The following is a 19,287-nucleotide window of genomic DNA, read 5'->3' as shown; positions in this document are numbered from 1 at the left end:
TCTCTCTCGCACAAGGGCAGAAGGCGAGAGAGCTTGCGGGGGCATAGATCGTCGTTGAGCTTGCGACGTCTACCCGAACGCCCGTCGCAGCCTCTGTGCCAGATCGAACAGCATCTGGTTCTGCTTCACCAGGCGCTTGCCGTGGTTGAGCGAGGACATCGCCATGGCCGCGAGCTTGCCGCGCGAGGTCAGGGGCACGAAGCTGTCAAAGATGTCTTCATCGGCTTTGCAGAACATCCGCTTGTAATCGTCCGAGCCGATGCCGAGGTCGAGCGAGCGGTAGCCGCGCTCGGCGTAGCGATCGATGATGTAGCGCATCAGGATCAGGCCGGGGCTGTAGCGCGCGTGTTCCGACATCGTGTAGGTGTTGAACATCGTCGAGAAGCGCTGGCCGTCGGCGACGCCGGCGAAGATCGCGATCATCTCGTCGTCGCATTCGAGCGCATGGATGTCGATGACGCGGCCTTCGCCGCGCGGCGTGAGGCAGGCGCCGCGAATGAACTGCTCGACACCCGGCTCGGCGAACACGTTCGGCAATTTCTGTTCCGCCATCCGCGCCGGCTTGACGCGAAAGAACCAGTCGAGCAGGCGGGTGACGTCCGCATCGGTGACGGCGAGGTGATAGCGATAACCGGCGAGCGGCTGGAGCTTCTTCTCCTTGCTCTTCAGCCGGCGGCGGAAGGAATTGCCAATCCGCGATGCGGGAGGGCCGCCGGGCTCCATCGCCAGCAGCGGGCAGCCATTGATCGAGCTCTGCCGCGGGAGAGCTGCAAACGGGTTCTGCTGGTCGTGCCAGCGCAGCGGTTGCTGCGCCAGCGCCAGCACGTCGACATGCTCGCGCAGCGGCGCGAAGAGCGCGTCGAGATCGGCGGCCTCGGCTTGCGCCGCGAACTCGGCGTTCCACAGCCCCATGTTGAAGGTCGTATGCTTGCCGCCCATGAAGCAGGCCGTGCGCACGCCGTGGCTTTGGCGCAGCGAGAGCGGCAGCAGCAGGAGCGGCCGGCGTTCGGCGTCGTAGGCAATGACGATGAAGGGACGGGCGCCTTCGTGGCTGCCGACCAGCCGCTGCCACGGGCTCAGGAGATCGAAACGCTGATAGGGCGTGGAAAGGTGGCCAGGTTCCTCGAGCGCACGCCAGACCGGCTCGGCCTCGCCGGGATCGCCGACGATGTCGACATGCGCGATGCGGCTCGCTTTCGACCGCGCTGGCGCTTCTGCCGTCCGGCTTTGCATCGCCGCAGCCATGGTCATTCGCGAAACCTGTCGGGAAAACGAAAATTTAGGGTATTTCGGCCTGTGGCCGACCTTTGCAAAGAAATGTCAACAAAGGGTAATGACAGTAAGAGAGGGAACGGGCAGCCGGCGAACGCGAAGGTGGGATATTGGCCTCCGACGACAGATGGCTGGAGCGGCTGCGGCTTGAACTGGCCTGGTTCACCGGCCAGCCGCTGTTGCGCAGCCGCGGCGCTGGCGCGATCCTGCGCTTCGAGCGCGTGCGGCCGCGGCGGAGCGGCGCGTTCCAGGCGCTGCGCGAGAACGAGATCACGCCGCAGTTCCTCGACCGCGCTATTCGCGCGCTGAAGCGATGGAGGTATGACTTTCTCGGCATGGACGAGGTCTGCCGGCGCGCCGTGACGCTGCCGGAGAAGCGGCGCTTCGTGGCGCTCACCTTCGATGGCGCCGGCAAGGACCTGATCAGCTTTGCCTATCCGGTGCTGGCGCGCCACGGCGTGCCCTTTACAGTCTACGTTCCGACCGCCTTTCCAGATGGCGTGGGCCAGGCGTGGTGGCTCGGGCTCGAGCAGGTGATCGCGCGGGAGAGCCGCATCAGCCTGATGATGGGCGACAGGGAGCAGCGCTTCACCGTCACCAGCAATGCCGAGAAGCAGGCGCTGTTTTCGTTCGTCGAGAGCTGGTTGCGCTCGCTGCCGCCGGCGGATTTGTCGGCCGCGATCAACGATCTCTGCACGCGTTACCGCATCGATCTTGCGTCCGTCTCGCGCGAGGCGTCGATGAATTGGGAGGATCTGACCAAGCTCGCGGCCGATCCTTTGGTCACGATCGGCAGCGCGACCGTGAACTATCCCGTTCTCGCCAACATGAAGGACGCGGCCGCGCTGCGCGAGATGACGATGGGCAAGGCGGTGGCCGAAGCGGCCTTCCACCGCGAGATCCGGCATCTGGCGTATCCGTTCGGCGATCGCTTATCGTTTCGCCGCGGTCATGTCGTGATGGCAGAGGAGGCGGGCTTTGCCAGCGCGGTGTCGACGATACCAGGCATCGTGGATGCGGAGGGGCGGACCAATTTGCGCGCGCTGCCAAGAATTTCCTGGGATGGCCGGGTGCGGTCGCTGCGCATGATGCGCGTGCTGGTGTCGGGCGTTGCGTTTGCGCAGGTCAAGCCGACGGGCGGCGCTACGAATTAGATTTGGCGCGATCGGGCCGCTGCATCCAGCTCACGATCGGCATTGCCGGCAGCACCCAGCCCATGCCCGCGACGACGTAGTAGATCGCCTGCAGCCAGCCGGACTCGGCGATCCACGGCATCTGCGCCAGCGCCATGCCGAGCAGCGCCCAGACGGCGGCCAGCACCAGGAGCGCGATGGTGCCGAGGAACTTGCGGGCGCGAATCTTCATGGCGGACGTTGCGGCTTTCGCTTAACTTGCGCTGCGGGAGCGGGGGACTATAAGGGGCACGCAGTCCGGTTCAAGCCTCATTGGTTTAAAGCCCTGGTTTAGCCCCTGAAATGACGACGATTTCCAACCCGTCCGAGCCGCATCGCGCCCTGCGCTGGTGGCTGATTTCCGTGGCCGCGCTGATCGCGCTGATGGTGCTGGTCGGCGGCGCAACACGGCTGACGGAATCCGGGCTCTCGATCGTCGAATGGAAGCCGGTCACGGGCAGCGTGCCGCCGCTCTCGGAGACGCAATGGACCGAGGCGTTCGAGGCCTACAAGAAGATTCCGCAATATCGCGAGCTCAATGCGAGCATGAGCCTGTCCGAGTTCAAGGAGATTTTCTGGTGGGAATGGAGCCACCGGCTGCTCGGCCGTTTCATCGGCGGCGCCTATCTGCTGCCGTTCCTGTTCTTCCTGTGGCGCGGCGGCCTGTCCGGTGAGTTGAAACGACGGCTGTGGCTGCTGTTTGCGCTCGGCGGGCTCCAGGGCGCAGTCGGTTGGTGGATGGTGGCTTCCGGTCTGGCGGAGCGGGTCGAGGTGTCGCAATATCGTCTCGCGACGCATCTGGTGCTGGCGCTGCTCATCTTCGCCGGCATCGTCTGGACGGTACGGCGTCTGGCCGAGCGACCGCAGATTGCAGCGCCCGCGCGGCTGCGGTTCACGAGCGCGCTGCTTCTCGCGGTGACCTTCGTGCAGATCTATTTCGGCGCGCTGGTTGCGGGCCTGCGCGCCGGGCGTGCCTACAACACCTGGCCCGCCATCGACGGCGCCTTCATTCCACCCGCGGATCGGCTGTGGTTCGAGACGCCGTGGTGGCGCAATCTGTTCGACAACGTGCTGACGGTGCAGTTCGAGCACCGCATGGCGGCCTATGCGCTGTTTGTGCTGGCCGCGCTGCACGCGCTCGACGCCGTGCGGTCGCGCGCAGGTTCAGCGGCGAGCGGCGCGCTGTGGCTGTTTGCGGCGGTGAGCCTGCAGGCGGTGCTCGGTATCCTCACGCTGCTCAACCAGGTGCCGATTGGATTGGCGCTCGCGCACCAGGCTGTTGCGATCCTCGTGTTGACGCTCGCGGTGATGCAGGCGGAGCGACTGGCCTCACGGCAATCTGCGCAAGCGCAGCCTCGGGCAGTTCCGGCCGGTCAGGTCGGCTGATCATCATCAGCCCGGCTGATCAGCAATAGCCGTAGATGCCGCACGAGTAGGGCAGCCGCCAGAAGTAGTCGACCTGCTTCCCGCCGTAATACGAGCCCTGATAGTCGTAGTCCCAGGGGCGGCCGTAATAGCCCGGCAGCGTGTGGGAGCCGGGCAGGAGCGGCGTGCCCGGCAGATTGCGGATGTAGCTGCCGATGCCATAGGCCGGCGAGATCAGCGCATCCGGATCGGTCTCGACATAGACCTTCCGCTCCGGCGGCGGTGCGGCGGCGCGTCGCTTGGCCGTCGCCGGGAGATCGGCGGCGAGGGCGCCTGACACCGTCAGCATCGCCGCAAGGGCAGGCACCATCCAGCGCAGCATCGTCGGCTCCGAATCAAGAGGAGTGATCCAAAGGCGATGTATGCGGCAGATATGGTTAGATATGGTTAATGACTGTTAACCGAAGCCCGTCATTCCGGGTTCGGTCCTGCGGACCATCCCGGAACGACGGCGATGACGGCGACTACGCCCCCAGCGCCTGCTCCAGATCCGCGATCAGATCTTCCTTGTCCTCGATGCCGATCGAGAGCCGCACCACGTCGGGGCCGGCGCCGGACTTGACCTTGGCGGCGTCGTCGAGCTGGCTGTGCGTGGTCGAGGCCGGGTGGATGACGAGCGAGCGGGTGTCGCCGACATTGGCAAGGTGCGAGAACAGCTTCAGGTTCGACACCAGGCTGACGCCGGCATCGTAGCCGCCCTTCAGGCTGAAGGTGAACACGGCGCCAGCGCCCTTCGGCGCGTATTTGCGCGCGAGCTGGTTGTACTTGTCGCTGGCAAGGCCCGCATAGCTCACCGAAGTCACGGCCGGATGACCGGCGAGGAATTCGGCGATCGCCTTGGCATTGTCGCAGTGCTTCTGCATGCGCAGCGGCAGCGTCTCGATGCCGGTCAGGATCATGAAAGCATTGAACGGCGACAGCGCCGGCCCGAGGTCGCGCAGGCCGAGCACGCGGCAGGCGATCGCGAAGGCGAAATTGCCAAACGTCTCCTGGAGCTTGATGCCGTGATATTCGGGCCGCGGCTCGGACAGCATCGGATATTTGCCCCCCGTCGACCAGTCGAAGGTGCCGGCATCGACGATGATGCCGCCGAGCGAATTGCCATGGCCGCCCAGAAATTTCGTCAGCGAGTGCACGACGATGTCGGCGCCGTGATCGATCGGGCGGATCAGATAGGGCGAGGCCAGCGTGTTGTCGACGATCAGGGGTACGCCCGCCTTGCGGGCCACCGTCGAGATCGCCTCGATGTCGGTGATGCTGCCGCCGGGATTGGCGATGGACTCGATGAAGATGGCTTTCGTGCGCGGCGTCACCGCGCGCTCGAAGCTTGCGATGTCATCCGGATCGGCCCACACCACGTTCCAGCCGAAGCTCTTGAACGCGTGCGTGAACTGGTTGATCGAGCCGCCATAGAGTTTTCGCGCGGCGATGAATTCGTCGCCGGGCTGGAGCAATTGCTGCAGCACCACGACCTGGGCCGCATGTCCCGAGGCGACCGCGAGCGCAGCCGTGCCGCCCTCGAGCGCCGCGACGCGCTCTTCCAGCACCGCGTTGGTGGGATTTCCAATGCGGGTATAGATGTTGCCGAATGCCTGCAGGCCGAACAGCGAGGCGGCGTGGTCGGCGTCATTGAAGACGAAAGACGTCGTTTGATAAATCGGAGTCGCGCGCGCACCGGTGGTGGGATCGGGCTGTGCACCGGCATGCACGGCGAGGGTCGAAAATCCCGGAAGGCGATCGCTCATTGAGGGCGTCCTGTTCTTGTGTTCTGAAATCGCGCGGCATGCTGGTCGGCGCCGCGGCTGCCGTCAAGGCGCGGCTTCACAGGGAATGATCGCGCTACGCATCGTCGCGTTCGCGAAGTGGATCCTTCGCAATTGCGTCAGCTTTGCTCGGTCTTGTTTTTGGCGGCGCGATCTGACGCCGCGGTTTCGCCACCGCCGACACTCATCCGATTGAGGGATAGCCGCATGCCCTGCGTCGGTGCCGGCGGGCGCTTGGAACTCAGCGTGCGCGAATTGACGCCCATCCAGGAGATTTCCGAGGACAGCCGGCCATATTCGATCTTGGGGCAGCGGTTCATCACCACCTTGATGCCAACAGCTTCGGCCTTTTCCGCCGCCGCATCGTCGCGTGCGCCGAGTTGCATCCAGATCACCTTTGGCAGCGGATCGAGCGTCAGTGCCTCCTCGACCACGGGCATGATGTGACTGGAGTTGCGGAAGATGTCGATCATGTCGACGGGACGGCCGATGTCGGAGAGCGAGGCGACGAAGGGTTTGCCGAGCAGCTCCTTGCCGACATGGCCGGGATTGACCGGGATCATATCGTAGCCGCGCTGCGCCAGATATTTGAACGCAAAATAGCTCGGCCGCACATTGACCGGCGAGGCGCCGACCATCGCGATCGACTTCACGCTGTTGAGGATGCCGCGGATGTAGTCATCATGATAGGCGTCGTGGTTCATGTGATCCTTCATTCGTCATTCCGGGGCGGCTCGAAGAGCCGCCCCGGAATCTCGAGATTCCGGGTTCGATGCTTCGCGTCGCCCCGGAATGACGGTGTGAGAGATGTGGCTACTCATCCCGCCATGTCGGCACGCGCTTCTCGATGAAGGCACCGATGCCTTCCTCGGCATCGCGCGCCATCATGTTCTCGGTCATCACCTCTGCCGCATAGCGATAGGCCTCGGCAAGGCTCATTTCGGCCTGGCGGTAGAACGCCTCCTTGCCGAGCTTGACGGTGTAGGCCGATTTCAGCGCGACCTGTTCGGCCAGCGCAATCGCAGCGTCGCGCTCGGTGCCGGCGGCCACGACGCGATTGACGAGGCCGATCTCGCGGGCACGGGCAGCCGGAATCGGCTCGCCCGTCAGCAGCATCTCCATCGCGTGCTTCCGGGGCACGTTGCGCGACAGCGCCACCATCGGCGTCGAGCAGAACAGGCCGATGTCGACGCCGGGCGTCGCGAAGCTCGCAGCTTCCGAGGCGATCGCGAGATCGCAGCTCGCCACGAGCTGGCAGCCGGCCGCCGTCGCGATGCCCTGGACGGACGCCACTACCGGCTTCGGCAGACGCACGATCGCCTGCATCATCGCGCTACAGGCGTTCATGAGCTCTGCGAAATAGGCCCGGCCGCGGTCGGGATCGGTGCGGCGCGCGGTCAGCTCCTTCATGTCGTGGCCGGCCGAGAAAGCAGGACCATTGGCCGCGATCACCACGCCGCGGACGGCCTTGTCGTCCTTGATGGCGTTGAGCTCGGCATGCAGGCTTGCGATCATCGCTTCCGAAAGGCTATTGCGCGCGGCCGGCCGGTTGAGCGTCAGGACCGCGATGCTGCCGACCGTTTCGCGCAGCAGGATCGGCGGTTGCGGGGAGGGGGCGCGGGCGGCCTGGGCGGACATTGAAGCGTTTCCGGTTGGATTCTTACAATTGGATGACGCAGATAACTTAATGTAACAGGGGACGTGAAGCGAGGGGCGAGGCGTAGCATGGCGTTAGCGAAAATGAGCGTGGCGGAGCTCGAACAGTTTCTCCGCCACGAGTTTCCCCAGGCCTTCAGTGGCGACGACATCATGATCGAGAGCGCGGACGGCCAGACCTGCCTGCTGCGCCAGCGCTACGGCGAAAAGATGCTGCGGCCCGGCGGAACCGTCTCGGGTCCGACGCTGATGGCGCTCGCCGATTTCGCGATGTACGTGGTGCTGCTGTCGGCGATCGGGCCGATCGGGCTCGCGGTCACCACCAATCTCAACATCAACTTCCTGCGCAAGGGCCAGCCCGGGCAGGACGTGCTGGCGGAAGCGCGGCTTTTGAAGCTCGGCAAGCGCTTGGCGGTGGGCGAGGTGAACCTGTTGTCCGGCACGTCGCCCGATCCGATTGCCCATGTCACATCGACCTATTCCATTCCAAATGTTTGAGCTTTTTGCAGGTAGTATAGCACCATATTTTTAAGCTACTGATTTTGCTAAGGTAATTTATGCCGCTGAGCATTGACCGTCGCGCGTCACTTCTCTAGAAAGCCACGCAGTCCGGCGCGGTGTTCGCGCCGATGCCTCCCCGTCCACGGAAACTCTGACATGAAAACCTTTTCGGCAAAGCCGGCTGAGGTGACGAAGAAGTGGGTGCTGATCGACGCCAAGGGTCTGGTCGTCGGCCGTCTCGCCACCATCGTCGCCATGCGCCTGCGCGGCAAGCATCTCCCGACCTACACGCCGCACGTTGATTGCGGCGACAACGTCATCATCATCAATGCCCAGCATGCGGTCCTTACCGGTCGCAAGCGCGAGCAGAAGACCTACTACAAGCACACTGGCTATGTCGGCCACATCAAGGAGCGCACCGCGCGCCAGATCCTCGAGGGCAAGCATCCCGAGCGCGTGCTCGAGAAGGCCGTCGAGCGCATGATCCCGCGTGGTCCGCTCGGTCGCGTCCAGATGGGCAATCTCCGCGTCTATGGCGGGGCCGATCATCCGCACGAGGCGCAGACGCCCGAGAAGATCGACATCGCCAAGTTGAACCGCAAGAACACGAGGGCCGCATAATCATGGCCGAATCCATTCAGTCGCTCGACCAGCTCTCGCAGCTCAAGACGCCGGCGCCCGACGCGCCCAAGCATGAGAAGAAGGTCGACAAGTTCAACCGCGCCTATGCCACCGGCAAGCGCAAGGACGCGGTCGCCCGCGTCTGGATCAAGCCGGGCGCCGGCAAGGTCATGGTCAACGCGCGCGAGGTCGAGGTCTATTTCGCCCGTCCCGTGCTGCGCATGATGATCGAGCAGCCGTTCGTCGTGGCCGCGCGTGCCGGCCAGTACGACGTGATCTGCACCGTCGCCGGCGGCGGCCTGTCGGGCCAGGCCGGTGCCGTGCGTCACGGCATCTCCAAGGCGCTCACCTATTTCGAGCCGGAGCTGCGCACCGTGCTCAAGAAGGGCGGCTTCCTCACCCGCGACTCCCGCGTGGTCGAGCGCAAGAAGTACGGCAAGGCCAAGGCGCGCAGGTCGTTCCAGTTCTCCAAGCGTTAATCGCTTCGGTAACATTCGCCGCAAAAGCGGCTTCAATGAAATGAAAAAGGGCGCTGATTTCAGCGCCCTTTTTGTTTTTCGTTTGTATGCAAATTGATGACGTGTTTCCCGAAAACTTGGCCTTGCATGAAAACCTGAATGGAACTCGCGAGACATAGCGTCGCATTTGGAAGGGCGCGCAAATCGGCTGGGCCGATCGCGTAACTGCTATGTTTAAGAGGGGGCCGACATGATGTCGCTCGATAGCATCACGCTCTATTTGGTGGCCACCATGATCGCCGCATTGCTCGGCGCCATGATGGTGTTTTTCGGCAGGCAGGAGAACAGTCCCGCGCTGAAATGGTGGGGCACCGCCTATCTTCTCGGTGCGGCCTCCGTCGCGCTATGGACCGCGGCCGGCGACAATCTGGGGCCGCATCTTTATCTCGCGCTGAACGCGGTCGGCTTCGTCGCCTGCGGCATGGTGTGGAATGCGGCGCGCGTCTTCCACGGCCGCAAGCCGAACTGGCCCGGCCTCGTGCTCGGCGCGCTTGGCTGGGTCGCGGCCGTGACGCTGCTCGATCCCGCGGCGTCCATGCTGCGCATGGTCATCGGCGCCGGCATCGTCTCCGTTTACGCGGCGTTGACCGCGAGCGAGCTCTGGGTCGAACGGCGCAAGAGCCTGCAACGGCGCTGGCCGGCCTTCGTCGTGCCGGTGATGCACGGCTGCGTGTTGATGCTGCCGATCCTGCTCGGCAGCTTCTTGCGCCCGAACGATGCCGGCTTCTCCGGCAGCATCTGGGTCACCGTGTTCGCGGTCGAGCTCGTGCTCTATGCCGTCGGCACCGTGTTCGTGATCTTCATGCTGGTATCGGAGCGCACCGTCACCGCGCACCGGACTGCCGCGTCCACGGACCCCCTGACCGGCATGCTCAACCGCCGCGGCTTCTCGGAGGCCTGCGCGCGGGTGATCGAGCGCGAGGCCAAGGCCGGGCGGCCGGTGACCGTGATGATTTTCGACATCGATCACTTCAAGTCGATCAACGACCGCTTCGGTCATCCCGCCGGCGACGAGATGCTGAAACTGTTCTCGACCGTTGTCGTCAGCAATCTGCGCCTCACCGACATGTCGGGCCGCATCGGCGGCGAGGAGTTCGCAGCCCTCTTGCCCTGTTCACTCGAGGAGGGCGTGCTGGTTGCCGAGCGCGTGCGCGAGGCGTTCGAGACCTCCGGCGTCGTGGTCGATGAAGGCCCGGTCGACACCACCGTTAGCATCGGCGTGGCCGGCGGTCCGGCCGGCACCGAGCTCGAGGTGCTGCTGGCCTCGGCCGATACCGCGCTCTACCAAGCCAAGCGCGGCGGTCGCAACCGCGTCGAGGCGGCGGAGGAGCTGCCGCTGTCGCTGGAGAACTGGCGTCGCCAGAGCGCGGCGCGGCTTGGTGTGCCGCAGGTGCGTCCGGCCACGGCTTGAGGGCGAAGAAGCCTGCGGTAAGCCCCTGTTTACCATTCGATCCCTACCATTGCGGTCATGGAATCGATCCGTCGACAGACCCCGCAGGCTGCCCTGACCTCGCTCGAAGCCGCTGCGGCCTCGGCACGCGGCGGCTTCGCCTGTCTGTTCTCGACCGCGGATGAATACGAGACTGCGCTGATCAGCGAGCGCCGCGCGCAGGGACGCTACACGCAGAGTCGCAGTTACTGGCCGCTCGCATGGTTCGTCGGTTGTGCGCTCATCGTCGCGGGCACGGTTCTGTTGCTCGCCTGAGAGCGCCGCATTTTCAGCTGATCAGGGCGCCGTACCGGCGCCTTTTTCTTTGTCCCCGGCTGCGGTAGACACGCCCATTGAACAAAAAGGGTGGAAACCGATGATCACCGAAATCGCGCAAATCGACGTCAAGCCGGGCAGCGAGAAGGACTTCGAGGCGGCCGTCGCCGCGGCCAAGGCGGCCTTCGGCCGCTCCAAGGGCTTTCACGGTTTCGAGCTGCACAAATCGATCGAGAAGCCACAACGCTACCGGCTGATGGTGAAGTGGGCGACGCTGGAAAACCATACCGTCGATTTCCGCGGCTCGGAGAATTTTGCCGAATGGCGCGGTCTCGTCGGCCAGTATTTTGCCGCGCCCCCCGAGGTCGAGCACACCGAGACCGTGCTGACGAGCTGAGCTGTCAGGCGGCTTCGGCCCGGAACGTCGTCTCATACGTCTTGAAGTGGTCGATCATGACCTTGGCGATGGCGACCAACGGCAGCGCCAGCGCCAGGCCCCAGATTCCAAACACAACGCCGAGCAGGATCTGGAACGCGAACAGCGTGGCCGGCGGAATGTCCAGCGCCTGGCGCTGGAGCAGCGGCGTCAGCACATAGCTCTCCATCGCGTGAACGCCGAGGAACAGGACCAAGGCGGATAACGCCGCGACCCAGCCCGACGCGAGGCTCGCCAGCACCACGACAACCCCGGCGATGATGGCGCCGACGGTCGGGATGAAGGCGAGGAGCCCGGCCTGGATCCCGAGGATGAACGAGCCGGGGATGCCGATGATGGCGAGCCCGATCCAGGTCACCGCGCCGACCGCGAGCATGACGATGATTTGCGCGATCAGCCAGCGCTCCAGCGTCTCGCCGATGCGGTCGATGATGAGCGTGACCCGCGTGCGATGCCTGGCCGGCGCGAGGAACAGCAGGCCGTCGTGATAGATGCTGGGCTGGGCGGCAAAGGCGAGACCCAGGAACAACACGATGAAGACGTTGCCGACGGCGCTGATGGTGCCGAGCAGCAGCTTGAAGGTCTGGCTCACGATCGCCCCGCCGCTGGAGGCGAGCGCGCCGGCGCCCGGCAATTGGCCGTGCGAGGCCGGGCTTGGCGAGGGCGTCGATCCCGCGTCGGTGGAGGCGGCCGGCGCGGCATTGCCGAGATCGAAGAAGCTGGTGTCGATGCCGTGGTTATCGAGGAAGGACTTCAGGTTGGTGATCTGTGACTTGATGGTCTTGCTGAGCAGCGAGGCCTGCTCGGCGATGGTGGCGCCGCCGAGATAGCCGACGCCCGCCAGCATCAGCGCCAGCGCGACGCAGACGATGGCGAGCCGTAGGGAATGCGGCAGGTGAACGCGGTGGCCGAGCGCATTGGTCAGCGCGTTGAGGGCGACGCCGAACAGCATGCCGGCGAAGAGCAGGAGCAGGGTGGCGGCAAAATACCAGGTGAAGACAAGCAGGGCGGCGAACATCACCACGCCGATGCCGCCGACCGAAATCGCCCAGGCCAGATCGGTGCGGGTCCGGGATCGTTCATCTGCGGGAGGCATCACGTCGTTTCCTTTTCGCGGGCCCGGGCGGGCAGGGCACTCTTTCGCGAAATTTCACCTGGGATCAAGCCGGGGCGCGCGCCGGTTTGAGGCGTCCGCGGCCTCGGCCGGGGCTTGCGCGCGCGACCCTCGTCCAAGCCGCTGGGCCAACGCCGCTGGCGCCCGGGGTGCCACACCGGCCCTTGGGGCAGGAATTTGCGCGAAATAGCATTGCCGTCCCGCAATCCCTTCGGTTGAATTTGTTCCATCGGAAGGGCATGTTTGTAGAATCTTCTTCGGCGGGAGGTCGGAACGGGAGATGAGAAAGCCGGTCGTCGGCGTGATCGGGAATGCCCATCGCGTTGAGAATCGATTTCAGGTCCAGATGGTCGGCGAGCGGAACCTGCGCGCCGTGGCCGAGGTCTCCGGCGGCTTGCCGGTGATGTTCGCGGGCTCGCCTGACATCACCGATATCGCGGCGCTGCTCGATGCCGTTGACGGCATCGTCCTTACCGGCGCCCGCGCCAACGTGCACCCGACCCGCTTCAACGTCGACCCCTGCGAGAAGCACGAACCCTACGACATTCACCGCGACGAGGTCGCGCTGGCGCTCTCGGTCGCCTGCGTCGCCCGCGGCATCCCGCTGTTCGGCATCTGCCGGGGCCTCCAGGAGATGAACGTCGCCTTCGGCGGCTCGCTGCACCCCGAAATCCGCGAAATACCGGGCCGCATGAACCATCGGATGCCGCGGCTGGAGAACGGCGAGATCCACCCCGACCCGACCGTGATTTTCGCTGACCGCCACGAGGTCGATCTCACGCCGGGCGGGGCTTTTGCAAAGCTGCTCGGCTGCGAGAGGATCCGGGTCAATTCGCTGCACGGCCAGGGCATCCTCGATCCCGGCAAGCGCGTGCTGATCGAAGGCATCGCCGAGGACGGCACCATCGAGGCGATCCGCATCGCGGAGGCTCCGACCTTCGCGCTCGGCGTGCAATGGCACGCCGAGTACGACCCACAGCGCAATCCGATCAATCGCAAGATTTTTCAGGCCTTCGGCGAGGCGCTCTTGGCACGGCAGCGGGCGACGGCGTAGCGCGCATCGTGCGGCGGGGAAGGCGTGCCCCGTTTGATGAGCAGGCGGGATCGTGAGCGATCGTTCGAACCGCTCTTGAGGCTGCGATCCCTGGCGGTTGACTGCGCGTCAGCCGTGCGTGAAGTCGCCGGGTCTTAGTCCGAGCGCTTTAACGGCGACTTCCGGAAGCGGTCCATATGCTTCGACCCGCTCATTCGGGGCCATCATGGCTGCGATGATCGCGGTGGCCCTTGCCGGATCTTCTTCGGCCACAAAGAAAACCGAGCGGACGGGCGCGCCGCCCCCCAAAGGTTCAGTTGTCACCAGCACAACCTGACCACTTGCCATGGTCTCCTATACCTCCATTACGACCTCGTTTCCATGATCGTATGGATCGATCGCCACCAAAGTGGCGGTGCAGCGCGATCAGGCGCGCTGGAGCTAATCCTCCGGTGGTATTGCATCGCGTCGGCACAATCACCACCTGACTGACTTGTAGAAGGCACAATCGCTCCGGGAGTGAGAGCGTGGCCAGCCGAAGGGTAAATCAGGACCTTCCCGTCATCGCGCGCTTCGAGGTACGTCGTCGCAATTACCTCGCGCCGGACGGCTCGATCCAGCGGCCGCTGCCTGCCTTCGCCTCCGACGCCAAGCTTCTGGTCACGCTTTACCGGTCGATGGTGTTGTTGCGCCTGTTCGATCGAAAGGCTGTTGCGTTGCAGCGCACTGGCCGGCTTGGGACTTATGCCGTTTCGCTCGGCCAGGAGGCGGTATCGGTCGGGATAGCCAGTGCGATGCGGGAGGAGGACGTGTTGTTGCCGTCCTATCGCGACAATGGTGCGCTGCTCTGGCGTGGCGTCAAACTGGAGGAGATTCTCCTGTTCTGGGGCGGCGACGAGCGCGGCAATCAGTTTTCAGGACCGGTTCACGATTTCCCATTTTGCGTTCCGGTCGGCTCCCAGGCGCCGCATGCTGCCGGTGTCGCCTACGCCCTCAAGCTGCGCAAGCAATCGCGCGTCGCCGTCTGCTTGTTCGGCGATGGCGCCACTTCGAAAGGCGACGTCTACGAAGCGATGAACTTTGCCGGCGTGCACAAATTGCCGGTCGTTTTTGTGGTGACCAACAATCAATGGGCCATCTCGGTGCCGCTACGTCTGCAGACGGCTTGCGAAACGCTGGCACAAAAGGCGATCGCCGCAGGCTTCACCGGTGAGCAGGTCGACGGGAATGACGTTGTGGCGGTGCGCGCCGCGGCTGAAGAGGCCATTGCCGCCGCCCGTGACGCCAACAGCCCCCGCTTCATCGAGGCGGTTACCTACCGGCTCGGCGACCATACGACCTCCGACGACGCGGCACGCTACCGTTCGGCCGAGGAAGTCCAGGCGCGTTGGAAAGAGGAGCCGATCGCGCGGCTGCGGGCCTATCTCGTCGCCCAGAAAATATGGAGCAAAGGGGATGAGGAGCAGCTCGCGGCCGAATGCCATGAGCGTGTCGAGGCGGCCGCCGGACGCTATCTGGCAACAGCACCGCGCCGGCCGGAGACCATGTTCGATCACCTCTATGCAGATCTGCCCAAGGTCTATGCCGCGCAACGCCGCGAACTCGCGGGAGACCACGATGGCTGAGGCAACGTTGGTGGAAGCCATCAATCTGGCGCTCGCTCGCGCGATGCAGGATGATCCTGACGTTGTCGTGCTTGGCGAAGATGTCGGCGTCAATGGCGGCGTCTTCCGCGCGACCGCAGGCCTGCAGAAGCGTTTTGGCGCAGAGCGCGTCCTTGACACGCCGCTGGCCGAGCTGCTGATCAGCGGGCTCTGCGTCGGCATGGCTGCGCAGGGGCTGAAGCCCGTGGGCGAGATCCAGTTCATGGGGTTCATTTACCCCTGCCTCGACCAGTTGGTGAACCATGCGTCGCGATTGCGCAACCGGACCCAGGGACGGCTCACCTGTCCAATGGTACTGCGCACGCCGCACGGGGCCGGCATCCGCGCGCCCGAGCATCATTCCGAAAGCACCGAGGCGATGCTCGCCCATATTCCCGGCTTGCGCGTCGTCATGCCGTCGTCGCCGGAACGCGCCTATGGACTTCTGCTTGCCGCCATCCGCGACCCCGATCCCGTGGTGTTTCTGGAGCCGACGCGCCTCTACCGCGCGGCCAAGGGCGAGGTCGAGGATAATGGCGAAGCCTTGCCGCTGGATGTCGCCTTTGTCCTGAGGGAGGGGCGCGACCTCACGCTGATCAGCTGGGGCGCCATGCTCAAGGAGACCATGGCTGCGGCCGACGCACTGTCGACTGAGGGGATCGCCGCCGAGGTCATCGATCTCGCGACGTTAAAACCCTATGATGAAGACACCGTGCTCGGTTCGGTCGCAAAGACCGGCCGCTGCGTGATCGTGCACGAGGCGGCGCGCACCGGCGGATTTGGCGCCGAGATCGCCGCGACGATCGCCGAACGCCGCTTGTCGTCGCTGCTTGCGCCTGTCACCCGCGTCACCGGCTACGACACGATCGTCCCCATGGCACGCCTCGAGCAATATTATATGCCTTCGGTCGAACGCATCGTGACCGCCGCCCGCAAGGTCTGCCAGTTCAGCTAGATTGCAATGGAATCTTTGGCCCATGCACCAGTTCACGCTCCCGGATCTTGGAGAGGGGCTTGAGGAGGCGGAGATCGTTAGCTGGTATGTCGGCGAAGGCGATCACGTCGTCACCGATCAGCCGCTCCTTTCCGTCGAGACCGACAAAGCGGTCGTCGAGATCCCGTCGCCGTCGAGCGGGCGCATCGCGCGCGTGTTTGGCACCAAGGGCGATATCGTGAAGGTCGGCATGCCGCTCGTCGAATTTGCCGAGGGCGCCGAACAGGACACGGGCACCATCGTTGGCGAGCTCGGCGGCGACGAGGCCGCGCGGGCGGCAACGATCGCTACTGCACAACCGGCCGGACCGCAGGTGTTCCCCGCGGTACGCGCGCTGGCGCAAAAGCTCGGCGTCGCGCTCGAGCTCGTCGAGGGCACTGGTCCCGGCGGTACCATTACGCGGGCCGATGTCGAGCGGGCTGCGAAGGGCACGTCCGACACGGGACCTGCCGAGCCGCTGCGCGGGATGCGGCGCGCGATGGCGCAACGCATGGCGGCATCCCATGCCGAGATCGTCCCCGCCACTGTCACCGACGAAGCCGACATCGACGATTGGCGGCAGGGCGAGGACGTGACGATCCGCCTCGCGCGGGCGATCGCTGCCGCCTGCAAATCCGCCCCCGCGCTCAATGCCTGGTACAATTCAGGTACGGGAGAACGGCGGCTGATCGACCGCGTCGATCTCGGCATCGCCGTCGATACCGAGGGTGGCCTGATTGTTCCCGTGCTGCGCAATGTTGCCGCGCGCGAGGTATCCGACTTGCGGGCCGGCCTCGATCGTCTGCGGGCGGACGCCATCGCGCGCGCAATACCTTCGGAAGAACTGCGCGGCGCCACGATCACGCTGTCGAATTTCGGAATGATCGGAGGCCGGTTTGCCAATCTGATCATCGTGCCGCCGCAGGCGGCAATCGTAGGTGCAGGCCGAATCTCGGAACGAGCGGTCGCGCATCGGGGCCAGCTCGCGGTCAGGCACCTTTTGCCGTTGTCGCTCACCTTCGACCATCGTGTTGTGACGGGCGGCGAAGCCGCGCGCTTCCTGGTTGCACTCAAGTCGGATCTCGAGCGGGCTTCATGAACCGCGCGACTGCACCGCAGGCAGCAAAAGCCTTTCGACCGACCTGCACCATCGCACTGCCATTGCGCTGCACAACGACGCGCGTGATCCCTCATCCCGATCCGGGGCATTGAGGTTCCGAAACGGAACACCATATCTTCGGCAAGGGAGCCCTTGCCGTGCAGACCATGAAGGCGGCCCTCGTTGCGGCGATCGGCATCGTCGCTTTTCTTTCCTGTCTCCGTCCCGGCTCAGCGGAGGAGAATCGCCGTCTTGCACTCACCGTTACGATCGATGGGGCCATTGGCCCGGCGTCGGCGAGCTACGTGAAGGAGGCGTTGGTCAAGGCAGGCGAACGACACGCCGAGATCGTGATTCTGAGAATGAATACGCCCGGCGGTCTCAACTCCAGCATGCGCGAGATCATCGCGGATGTGCTCGGCTCGCCCGTTCCCGTCGTCGGCTACGTCGCGCCGGCAGGGGCTCATGCGGCGAGCGCCGGGACGTATATCCTCTATGCGACCCATATCGCGGCGATGGCGCCAGGCACAAATATCGGCGCCGCGACGCCGGTGCAGATTGGCGGTCCGCTTCCGGGCCTGCCGAGCGGCACACCCGATAAGGACAGCAAAGACAAGAAGGATGAGCCGAAGGACGCGATGACGGCAAAGGCGACGAACGATGCCATCGCCTTTATCCGCAGCCTCGCCGAACTGCGCGGCCGCAATGCCGATTGGGCCGAGAAGGCGGTCCGTGAAGCCGCCACCCTGTCCGCCAACGGCGCGTTGCAGGCGCACGCCATCGACCTCGTTGCGCGCGATGCGGCCGAATTGCTCAACCAAATCGATGGTCGCGTCGTCGAGGTCGGGGGCGGCAAGACGCAACGCCTGGCAACGCAGAACGCGGTCATCGAAACCGTCGATCCCGGGTGGACCTCCCGATTCCTGGCGGTCATCACCGATCCCAACGTCTCGTTCATCCTCCTGATGGTCGGTATCTACGGCCTGATCTTCGAGTTCATGTCCCCCGGTGCAGTCGCACCGGGAGTGGTCGGGACGATCTGCCTGCTGCTCGGCCTCTACGCCCTCAACCTGCTGCCGATCAATTATGCCGGACTTGGCTTGATGCTGGTCGGGATCGCGCTCCTCGCCATCGAGGCGTTCAATCCGACCGTCGTGATCGGCCTTGGAGGTGTCGTCGCCTTTGTGCTGGGCGCCATCATGCTGGTCAGGGTCGAAGCGCCGGGCTACCGGCTGTCGTGGTCGGTCATCGCAATCGTCGCGGCGATGTTCACCGGTTTCGTCCTGGTCGTGCTCGGCGCGCTTCGGCGCGCCCGCCGCGGTCCGCCACGGGTCGGCGCGCAAGCCATGCGAGGCTTGGCCGCCGAGGTCCTCGACTGGAACGAGAACGAGGGGCACGTCTTTACGCATGGTGAACGCTGGCAAGCGCGCGGCGCCGACACCTTCAAGCCCGGCGAGAGGGTCGAGGTCGCCAATATCGTCGACTTGACGCTGGTGGTTCGGCGTCCGACCGCTGTGAGCGGCGAGGGAGGTCCACTCTGATGATTGAATATTCGATTTACGCAGTGCTTGCGCTGATCGTCGTCCTGTTTCTCACCCAGGCCGTTCGCATCCTCAGGGAATACGAGCGAGGCGTCATCTTCACGCTCGGCCGCTTCACCGGGGTGAAGGGGCCGGGCCTCATCATCCTCATTCCGGTCGTGCAGCAGCTCGTCAAGGTCGATCTCAGGGTGATGGTGCAGGTCGTGCCGCCCCAGGATGTGATTTCGCGCGACAACGTCTCGGTCAAGGTCAATGCCGTTCTCTACTTCCGCATCGTCGATCCCGAGCGCGCCATCATCAAGGTCGGCGACTACATGGCCGCGACCAGTCAGCTCGCCCAGACCACGCTGCGCTCGGTGCTTGGCAAGCATGAACTCGACGAGATGCTCGCCGAACGCGACCGCTTGAACGCCGATATCCAGGAGATCCTCGACAAGCAGACCGACGTCTGGGGCATCAAGGTCACCGGAATCGAGATCAAGGACGTCGATCTCAACGAAACCATGGTGCGCGCGATCGCCAAGCAGGCCGAGGCGGAACGGTTGCGGCGCGCGAAGGTGATCAACGCGATGGGCGAACAGCAGGCCGCCGAAAAGCTGGTCGAGGCCGGCCGGATTCTCGCGCAGGAGCCGCAGGCGATGCAGCTACGTTACTTCGCGGCTCTGCACGACATCGCGGGCGAGCGGTCGTCGACCGTCGTGTTTCCGCTGCCAACCGGCCTGTTCGATCACTTGATGCCGCGGCGTGAGACAACGTGATTTCTCTCGCACCATGGGTTGAGTTCTTGGGGTTGAGTTCTTGCGAAACCCGTCGTC

At 64.7% G+C, this 19,287-nt stretch carries 22 protein-coding genes; 14 read left to right on the top strand and 8 right to left on the bottom strand.

What is annotated here, in order from left to right:
- Positions 1-69: 69 nt before the first annotated feature.
- Positions 70-1,251, bottom strand: coding sequence for a GNAT family N-acetyltransferase (locus tag IVB18_RS28155; RefSeq protein WP_247983667.1), 1,182 nt, complete (start codon positions 1,249-1,251; stop codon positions 70-72).
- A 131-nt stretch (positions 1,252-1,382) separates the two neighbouring features.
- Here IVB18_RS28155 and IVB18_RS28150 point away from each other — a divergent pair, with 131 nt between their 5' ends.
- The gene (locus IVB18_RS28150) at positions 1,383-2,426 is read left to right on the top strand and encodes a polysaccharide deacetylase family protein (RefSeq protein WP_247983666.1); all 1,044 of its coding nucleotides are present in this window, start codon (positions 1,383-1,385) and stop codon (positions 2,424-2,426) included.
- Here the strand turns inward: IVB18_RS28150 and IVB18_RS28145 are convergent.
- Positions 2,416-2,637 (bottom strand): DUF2842 domain-containing protein, encoded by a 222-nt coding sequence (locus IVB18_RS28145; protein ID WP_247983665.1) that lies wholly within the window; start codon positions 2,635-2,637, stop codon positions 2,416-2,418. The genes IVB18_RS28150 and IVB18_RS28145 overlap by 11 nt on opposite strands.
- A gap of 110 nt (positions 2,638-2,747) precedes the next feature.
- Here IVB18_RS28145 and IVB18_RS28140 point away from each other — a divergent pair, with 110 nt between their 5' ends.
- The gene (locus IVB18_RS28140) at positions 2,748-3,830 is read left to right on the top strand and encodes a COX15/CtaA family protein (RefSeq protein WP_247983664.1); all 1,083 of its coding nucleotides are present in this window, start codon (positions 2,748-2,750) and stop codon (positions 3,828-3,830) included.
- 19 nt (positions 3,831-3,849) lie between these two features.
- Here IVB18_RS28140 and IVB18_RS28135 read toward each other — a convergent pair whose 3' ends face one another.
- From IVB18_RS28135 to IVB18_RS28120, 4 genes are all read right to left on the bottom strand, one after another.
- The gene (locus IVB18_RS28135) at positions 3,850-4,191 is read right to left on the bottom strand and encodes a hypothetical protein (RefSeq protein ID WP_247983663.1); all 342 of its coding nucleotides are present in this window, start codon (positions 4,189-4,191) and stop codon (positions 3,850-3,852) included.
- Between the two features lie 142 nt (positions 4,192-4,333).
- Positions 4,334-5,614 (bottom strand): O-acetylhomoserine aminocarboxypropyltransferase, encoded by a 1,281-nt coding sequence (locus IVB18_RS28130; RefSeq protein WP_247983662.1) that lies wholly within the window; start codon positions 5,612-5,614, stop codon positions 4,334-4,336.
- A 137-nt stretch (positions 5,615-5,751) separates the two neighbouring features.
- Positions 5,752-6,336 (bottom strand): CoA-binding protein, encoded by a 585-nt coding sequence (locus IVB18_RS28125; protein WP_247991752.1) that lies wholly within the window; start codon positions 6,334-6,336, stop codon positions 5,752-5,754.
- 109 nt (positions 6,337-6,445) lie between these two features.
- Entirely contained in the window at positions 6,446-7,270 is an 825-nt protein-coding gene (locus tag IVB18_RS28120) for an enoyl-CoA hydratase (RefSeq protein WP_247983661.1), read from the bottom strand.
- Positions 7,271-7,357: 87 nt separating this feature from the next.
- On the opposite strand from IVB18_RS28120, the gene IVB18_RS28115 reads away from it, so the two are divergent.
- From IVB18_RS28115 to IVB18_RS28090, 6 genes are all read left to right on the top strand, one after another.
- Positions 7,358-7,786 carry a PaaI family thioesterase gene (locus IVB18_RS28115; protein ID WP_247983660.1) on the top strand — a complete coding sequence of 143 codons (429 nt, stop codon included), beginning with the start codon at positions 7,358-7,360 and terminating at the stop codon, positions 7,784-7,786.
- Between the two features lie 159 nt (positions 7,787-7,945).
- Entirely contained in the window at positions 7,946-8,410 is a 465-nt protein-coding gene (rplM, locus tag IVB18_RS28110) for a 50S ribosomal protein L13 (protein ID WP_091965253.1), read from the top strand.
- 2 nt (positions 8,411-8,412) lie between these two features.
- Positions 8,413-8,889, top strand: a complete 477-nt coding sequence (gene rpsI / locus IVB18_RS28105) for a 30S ribosomal protein S9 (RefSeq protein ID WP_247983659.1) — start codon at positions 8,413-8,415, stop codon at positions 8,887-8,889.
- A 229-nt stretch (positions 8,890-9,118) separates the two neighbouring features.
- Complete coding sequence (locus IVB18_RS28100) at positions 9,119-10,339, top strand: GGDEF domain-containing protein (RefSeq protein ID WP_247983658.1); 1,221 nt, start codon at positions 9,119-9,121, stop codon at positions 10,337-10,339.
- A gap of 57 nt (positions 10,340-10,396) precedes the next feature.
- Entirely contained in the window at positions 10,397-10,633 is a 237-nt protein-coding gene (locus tag IVB18_RS28095) for a hypothetical protein (RefSeq protein ID WP_247983657.1), read from the top strand.
- 100 nt (positions 10,634-10,733) lie between these two features.
- Positions 10,734-11,030, top strand: coding sequence for an antibiotic biosynthesis monooxygenase family protein (locus IVB18_RS28090; RefSeq protein ID WP_247983656.1), 297 nt, complete (start codon positions 10,734-10,736; stop codon positions 11,028-11,030).
- A gap of 4 nt (positions 11,031-11,034) precedes the next feature.
- Here the strand turns inward: IVB18_RS28090 and IVB18_RS28085 are convergent, their stop codons facing one another.
- Positions 11,035-12,165: an AI-2E family transporter gene (locus IVB18_RS28085; protein WP_247983655.1), complete on the bottom strand. Its 1,131-nt coding sequence runs from the start codon at positions 12,163-12,165 to the stop codon at positions 11,035-11,037.
- Between the two features lie 298 nt (positions 12,166-12,463).
- Between IVB18_RS28085 and IVB18_RS28080 the strand changes: the two genes are divergently transcribed.
- Entirely contained in the window at positions 12,464-13,237 is a 774-nt protein-coding gene (locus IVB18_RS28080) for a gamma-glutamyl-gamma-aminobutyrate hydrolase family protein (RefSeq protein WP_247983654.1), read from the top strand.
- Between the two features lie 108 nt (positions 13,238-13,345).
- Here IVB18_RS28080 and IVB18_RS28075 read toward each other — a convergent pair whose 3' ends face one another.
- Positions 13,346-13,564 (bottom strand): hypothetical protein, encoded by a 219-nt coding sequence (locus IVB18_RS28075; RefSeq protein WP_247983653.1) that lies wholly within the window; start codon positions 13,562-13,564, stop codon positions 13,346-13,348.
- A gap of 179 nt (positions 13,565-13,743) precedes the next feature.
- Between IVB18_RS28075 and pdhA the strand changes: the two genes are divergently transcribed.
- The 5 genes from pdhA (at position 13,744) to IVB18_RS28050 (ending at position 19,230) form a co-directional block, all read left to right on the top strand.
- Positions 13,744-14,841 carry a pyruvate dehydrogenase (acetyl-transferring) E1 component subunit alpha gene (gene pdhA / locus IVB18_RS28070; RefSeq protein ID WP_247983652.1) on the top strand — a complete coding sequence of 366 codons (1,098 nt, stop codon included), beginning with the start codon at positions 13,744-13,746 and terminating at the stop codon, positions 14,839-14,841.
- Positions 14,834-15,814, top strand: coding sequence for an alpha-ketoacid dehydrogenase subunit beta (locus IVB18_RS28065; RefSeq protein ID WP_247983651.1), 981 nt, complete (start codon positions 14,834-14,836; stop codon positions 15,812-15,814). The genes pdhA and IVB18_RS28065 overlap by 8 nt, the downstream gene beginning before the upstream one ends.
- 22 nt (positions 15,815-15,836) lie before the next feature.
- Positions 15,837-16,931: a dihydrolipoamide acetyltransferase family protein gene (locus tag IVB18_RS28060; protein ID WP_247983650.1), complete on the top strand. Its 1,095-nt coding sequence runs from the start codon at positions 15,837-15,839 to the stop codon at positions 16,929-16,931.
- Positions 16,932-17,089: 158 nt separating this feature from the next.
- Positions 17,090-18,472, top strand: coding sequence for a nodulation protein NfeD (locus IVB18_RS28055; RefSeq protein WP_247983649.1), 1,383 nt, complete (start codon positions 17,090-17,092; stop codon positions 18,470-18,472).
- Positions 18,469-19,230: a slipin family protein gene (locus tag IVB18_RS28050; RefSeq protein ID WP_247991751.1), complete on the top strand. Its 762-nt coding sequence runs from the start codon at positions 18,469-18,471 to the stop codon at positions 19,228-19,230. Before IVB18_RS28055 ends, IVB18_RS28050 begins: the two co-directional genes overlap by 4 nt.
- Positions 19,231-19,287: the final 57 nt, after the last annotated feature.

Origin of the sequence: Bradyrhizobium sp. 186, from assembly GCF_023101685.1 — a bacterium.
In the GTDB taxonomy this organism is placed as follows: Bacteria; Pseudomonadota; Alphaproteobacteria; order Rhizobiales; family Xanthobacteraceae; genus Bradyrhizobium.
Note: the sequence above shows the minus strand (reverse complement) of the source record. Positions and strands in the feature narration are given on the sequence as shown.

Bases quoted from the DNA above. Each gene is read 5' to 3' on its own strand.
- IVB18_RS28075 (WP_247983653.1), bottom strand. From the start codon at position 13,564: ATGGCAAGTGGTCAGGTTGTGCTGGTGACAACTGAACCTTTGGGGGGC.
- IVB18_RS28140 (WP_247983664.1), top strand. From the start codon at position 2,748: ATGACGACGATTTCCAACCCGTCCGAGCCGCATCGCGCCCTGCGCTGG.
- IVB18_RS28095 (WP_247983657.1), top strand. From the start codon at position 10,397: ATGGAATCGATCCGTCGACAGACCCCGCAGGCTGCCCTGACCTCGCTC.
- IVB18_RS28085 (WP_247983655.1), bottom strand. From the start codon at position 12,165: ATGCCTCCCGCAGATGAACGATCCCGGACCCGCACCGATCTGGCCTGG.
- IVB18_RS28130 (WP_247983662.1), bottom strand. From the start codon at position 5,614: ATGAGCGATCGCCTTCCGGGATTTTCGACCCTCGCCGTGCATGCCGGT.
- rplM (WP_091965253.1), top strand. From the start codon at position 7,946: ATGAAAACCTTTTCGGCAAAGCCGGCTGAGGTGACGAAGAAGTGGGTG.
- rpsI (WP_247983659.1), top strand. From the start codon at position 8,413: ATGGCCGAATCCATTCAGTCGCTCGACCAGCTCTCGCAGCTCAAGACG.
- IVB18_RS28115 (WP_247983660.1), top strand. From the start codon at position 7,358: ATGGCGTTAGCGAAAATGAGCGTGGCGGAGCTCGAACAGTTTCTCCGC.
- IVB18_RS28090 (WP_247983656.1), top strand. From the start codon at position 10,734: ATGATCACCGAAATCGCGCAAATCGACGTCAAGCCGGGCAGCGAGAAG.
- IVB18_RS28155 (WP_247983667.1), bottom strand. From the start codon at position 1,251: ATGACCATGGCTGCGGCGATGCAAAGCCGGACGGCAGAAGCGCCAGCG.
- IVB18_RS28080 (WP_247983654.1), top strand. From the start codon at position 12,464: ATGAGAAAGCCGGTCGTCGGCGTGATCGGGAATGCCCATCGCGTTGAG.
- IVB18_RS28145 (WP_247983665.1), bottom strand. From the start codon at position 2,637: ATGAAGATTCGCGCCCGCAAGTTCCTCGGCACCATCGCGCTCCTGGTG.
- IVB18_RS28125 (WP_247991752.1), bottom strand. From the start codon at position 6,336: ATGAACCACGACGCCTATCATGATGACTACATCCGCGGCATCCTCAAC.
- IVB18_RS28060 (WP_247983650.1), top strand. From the start codon at position 15,837: ATGCACCAGTTCACGCTCCCGGATCTTGGAGAGGGGCTTGAGGAGGCG.
- IVB18_RS28065 (WP_247983651.1), top strand. From the start codon at position 14,834: ATGGCTGAGGCAACGTTGGTGGAAGCCATCAATCTGGCGCTCGCTCGC.
- IVB18_RS28135 (WP_247983663.1), bottom strand. From the start codon at position 4,191: ATGCTGCGCTGGATGGTGCCTGCCCTTGCGGCGATGCTGACGGTGTCA.
- IVB18_RS28100 (WP_247983658.1), top strand. From the start codon at position 9,119: ATGATGTCGCTCGATAGCATCACGCTCTATTTGGTGGCCACCATGATC.
- IVB18_RS28120 (WP_247983661.1), bottom strand. From the start codon at position 7,270: ATGTCCGCCCAGGCCGCCCGCGCCCCCTCCCCGCAACCGCCGATCCTG.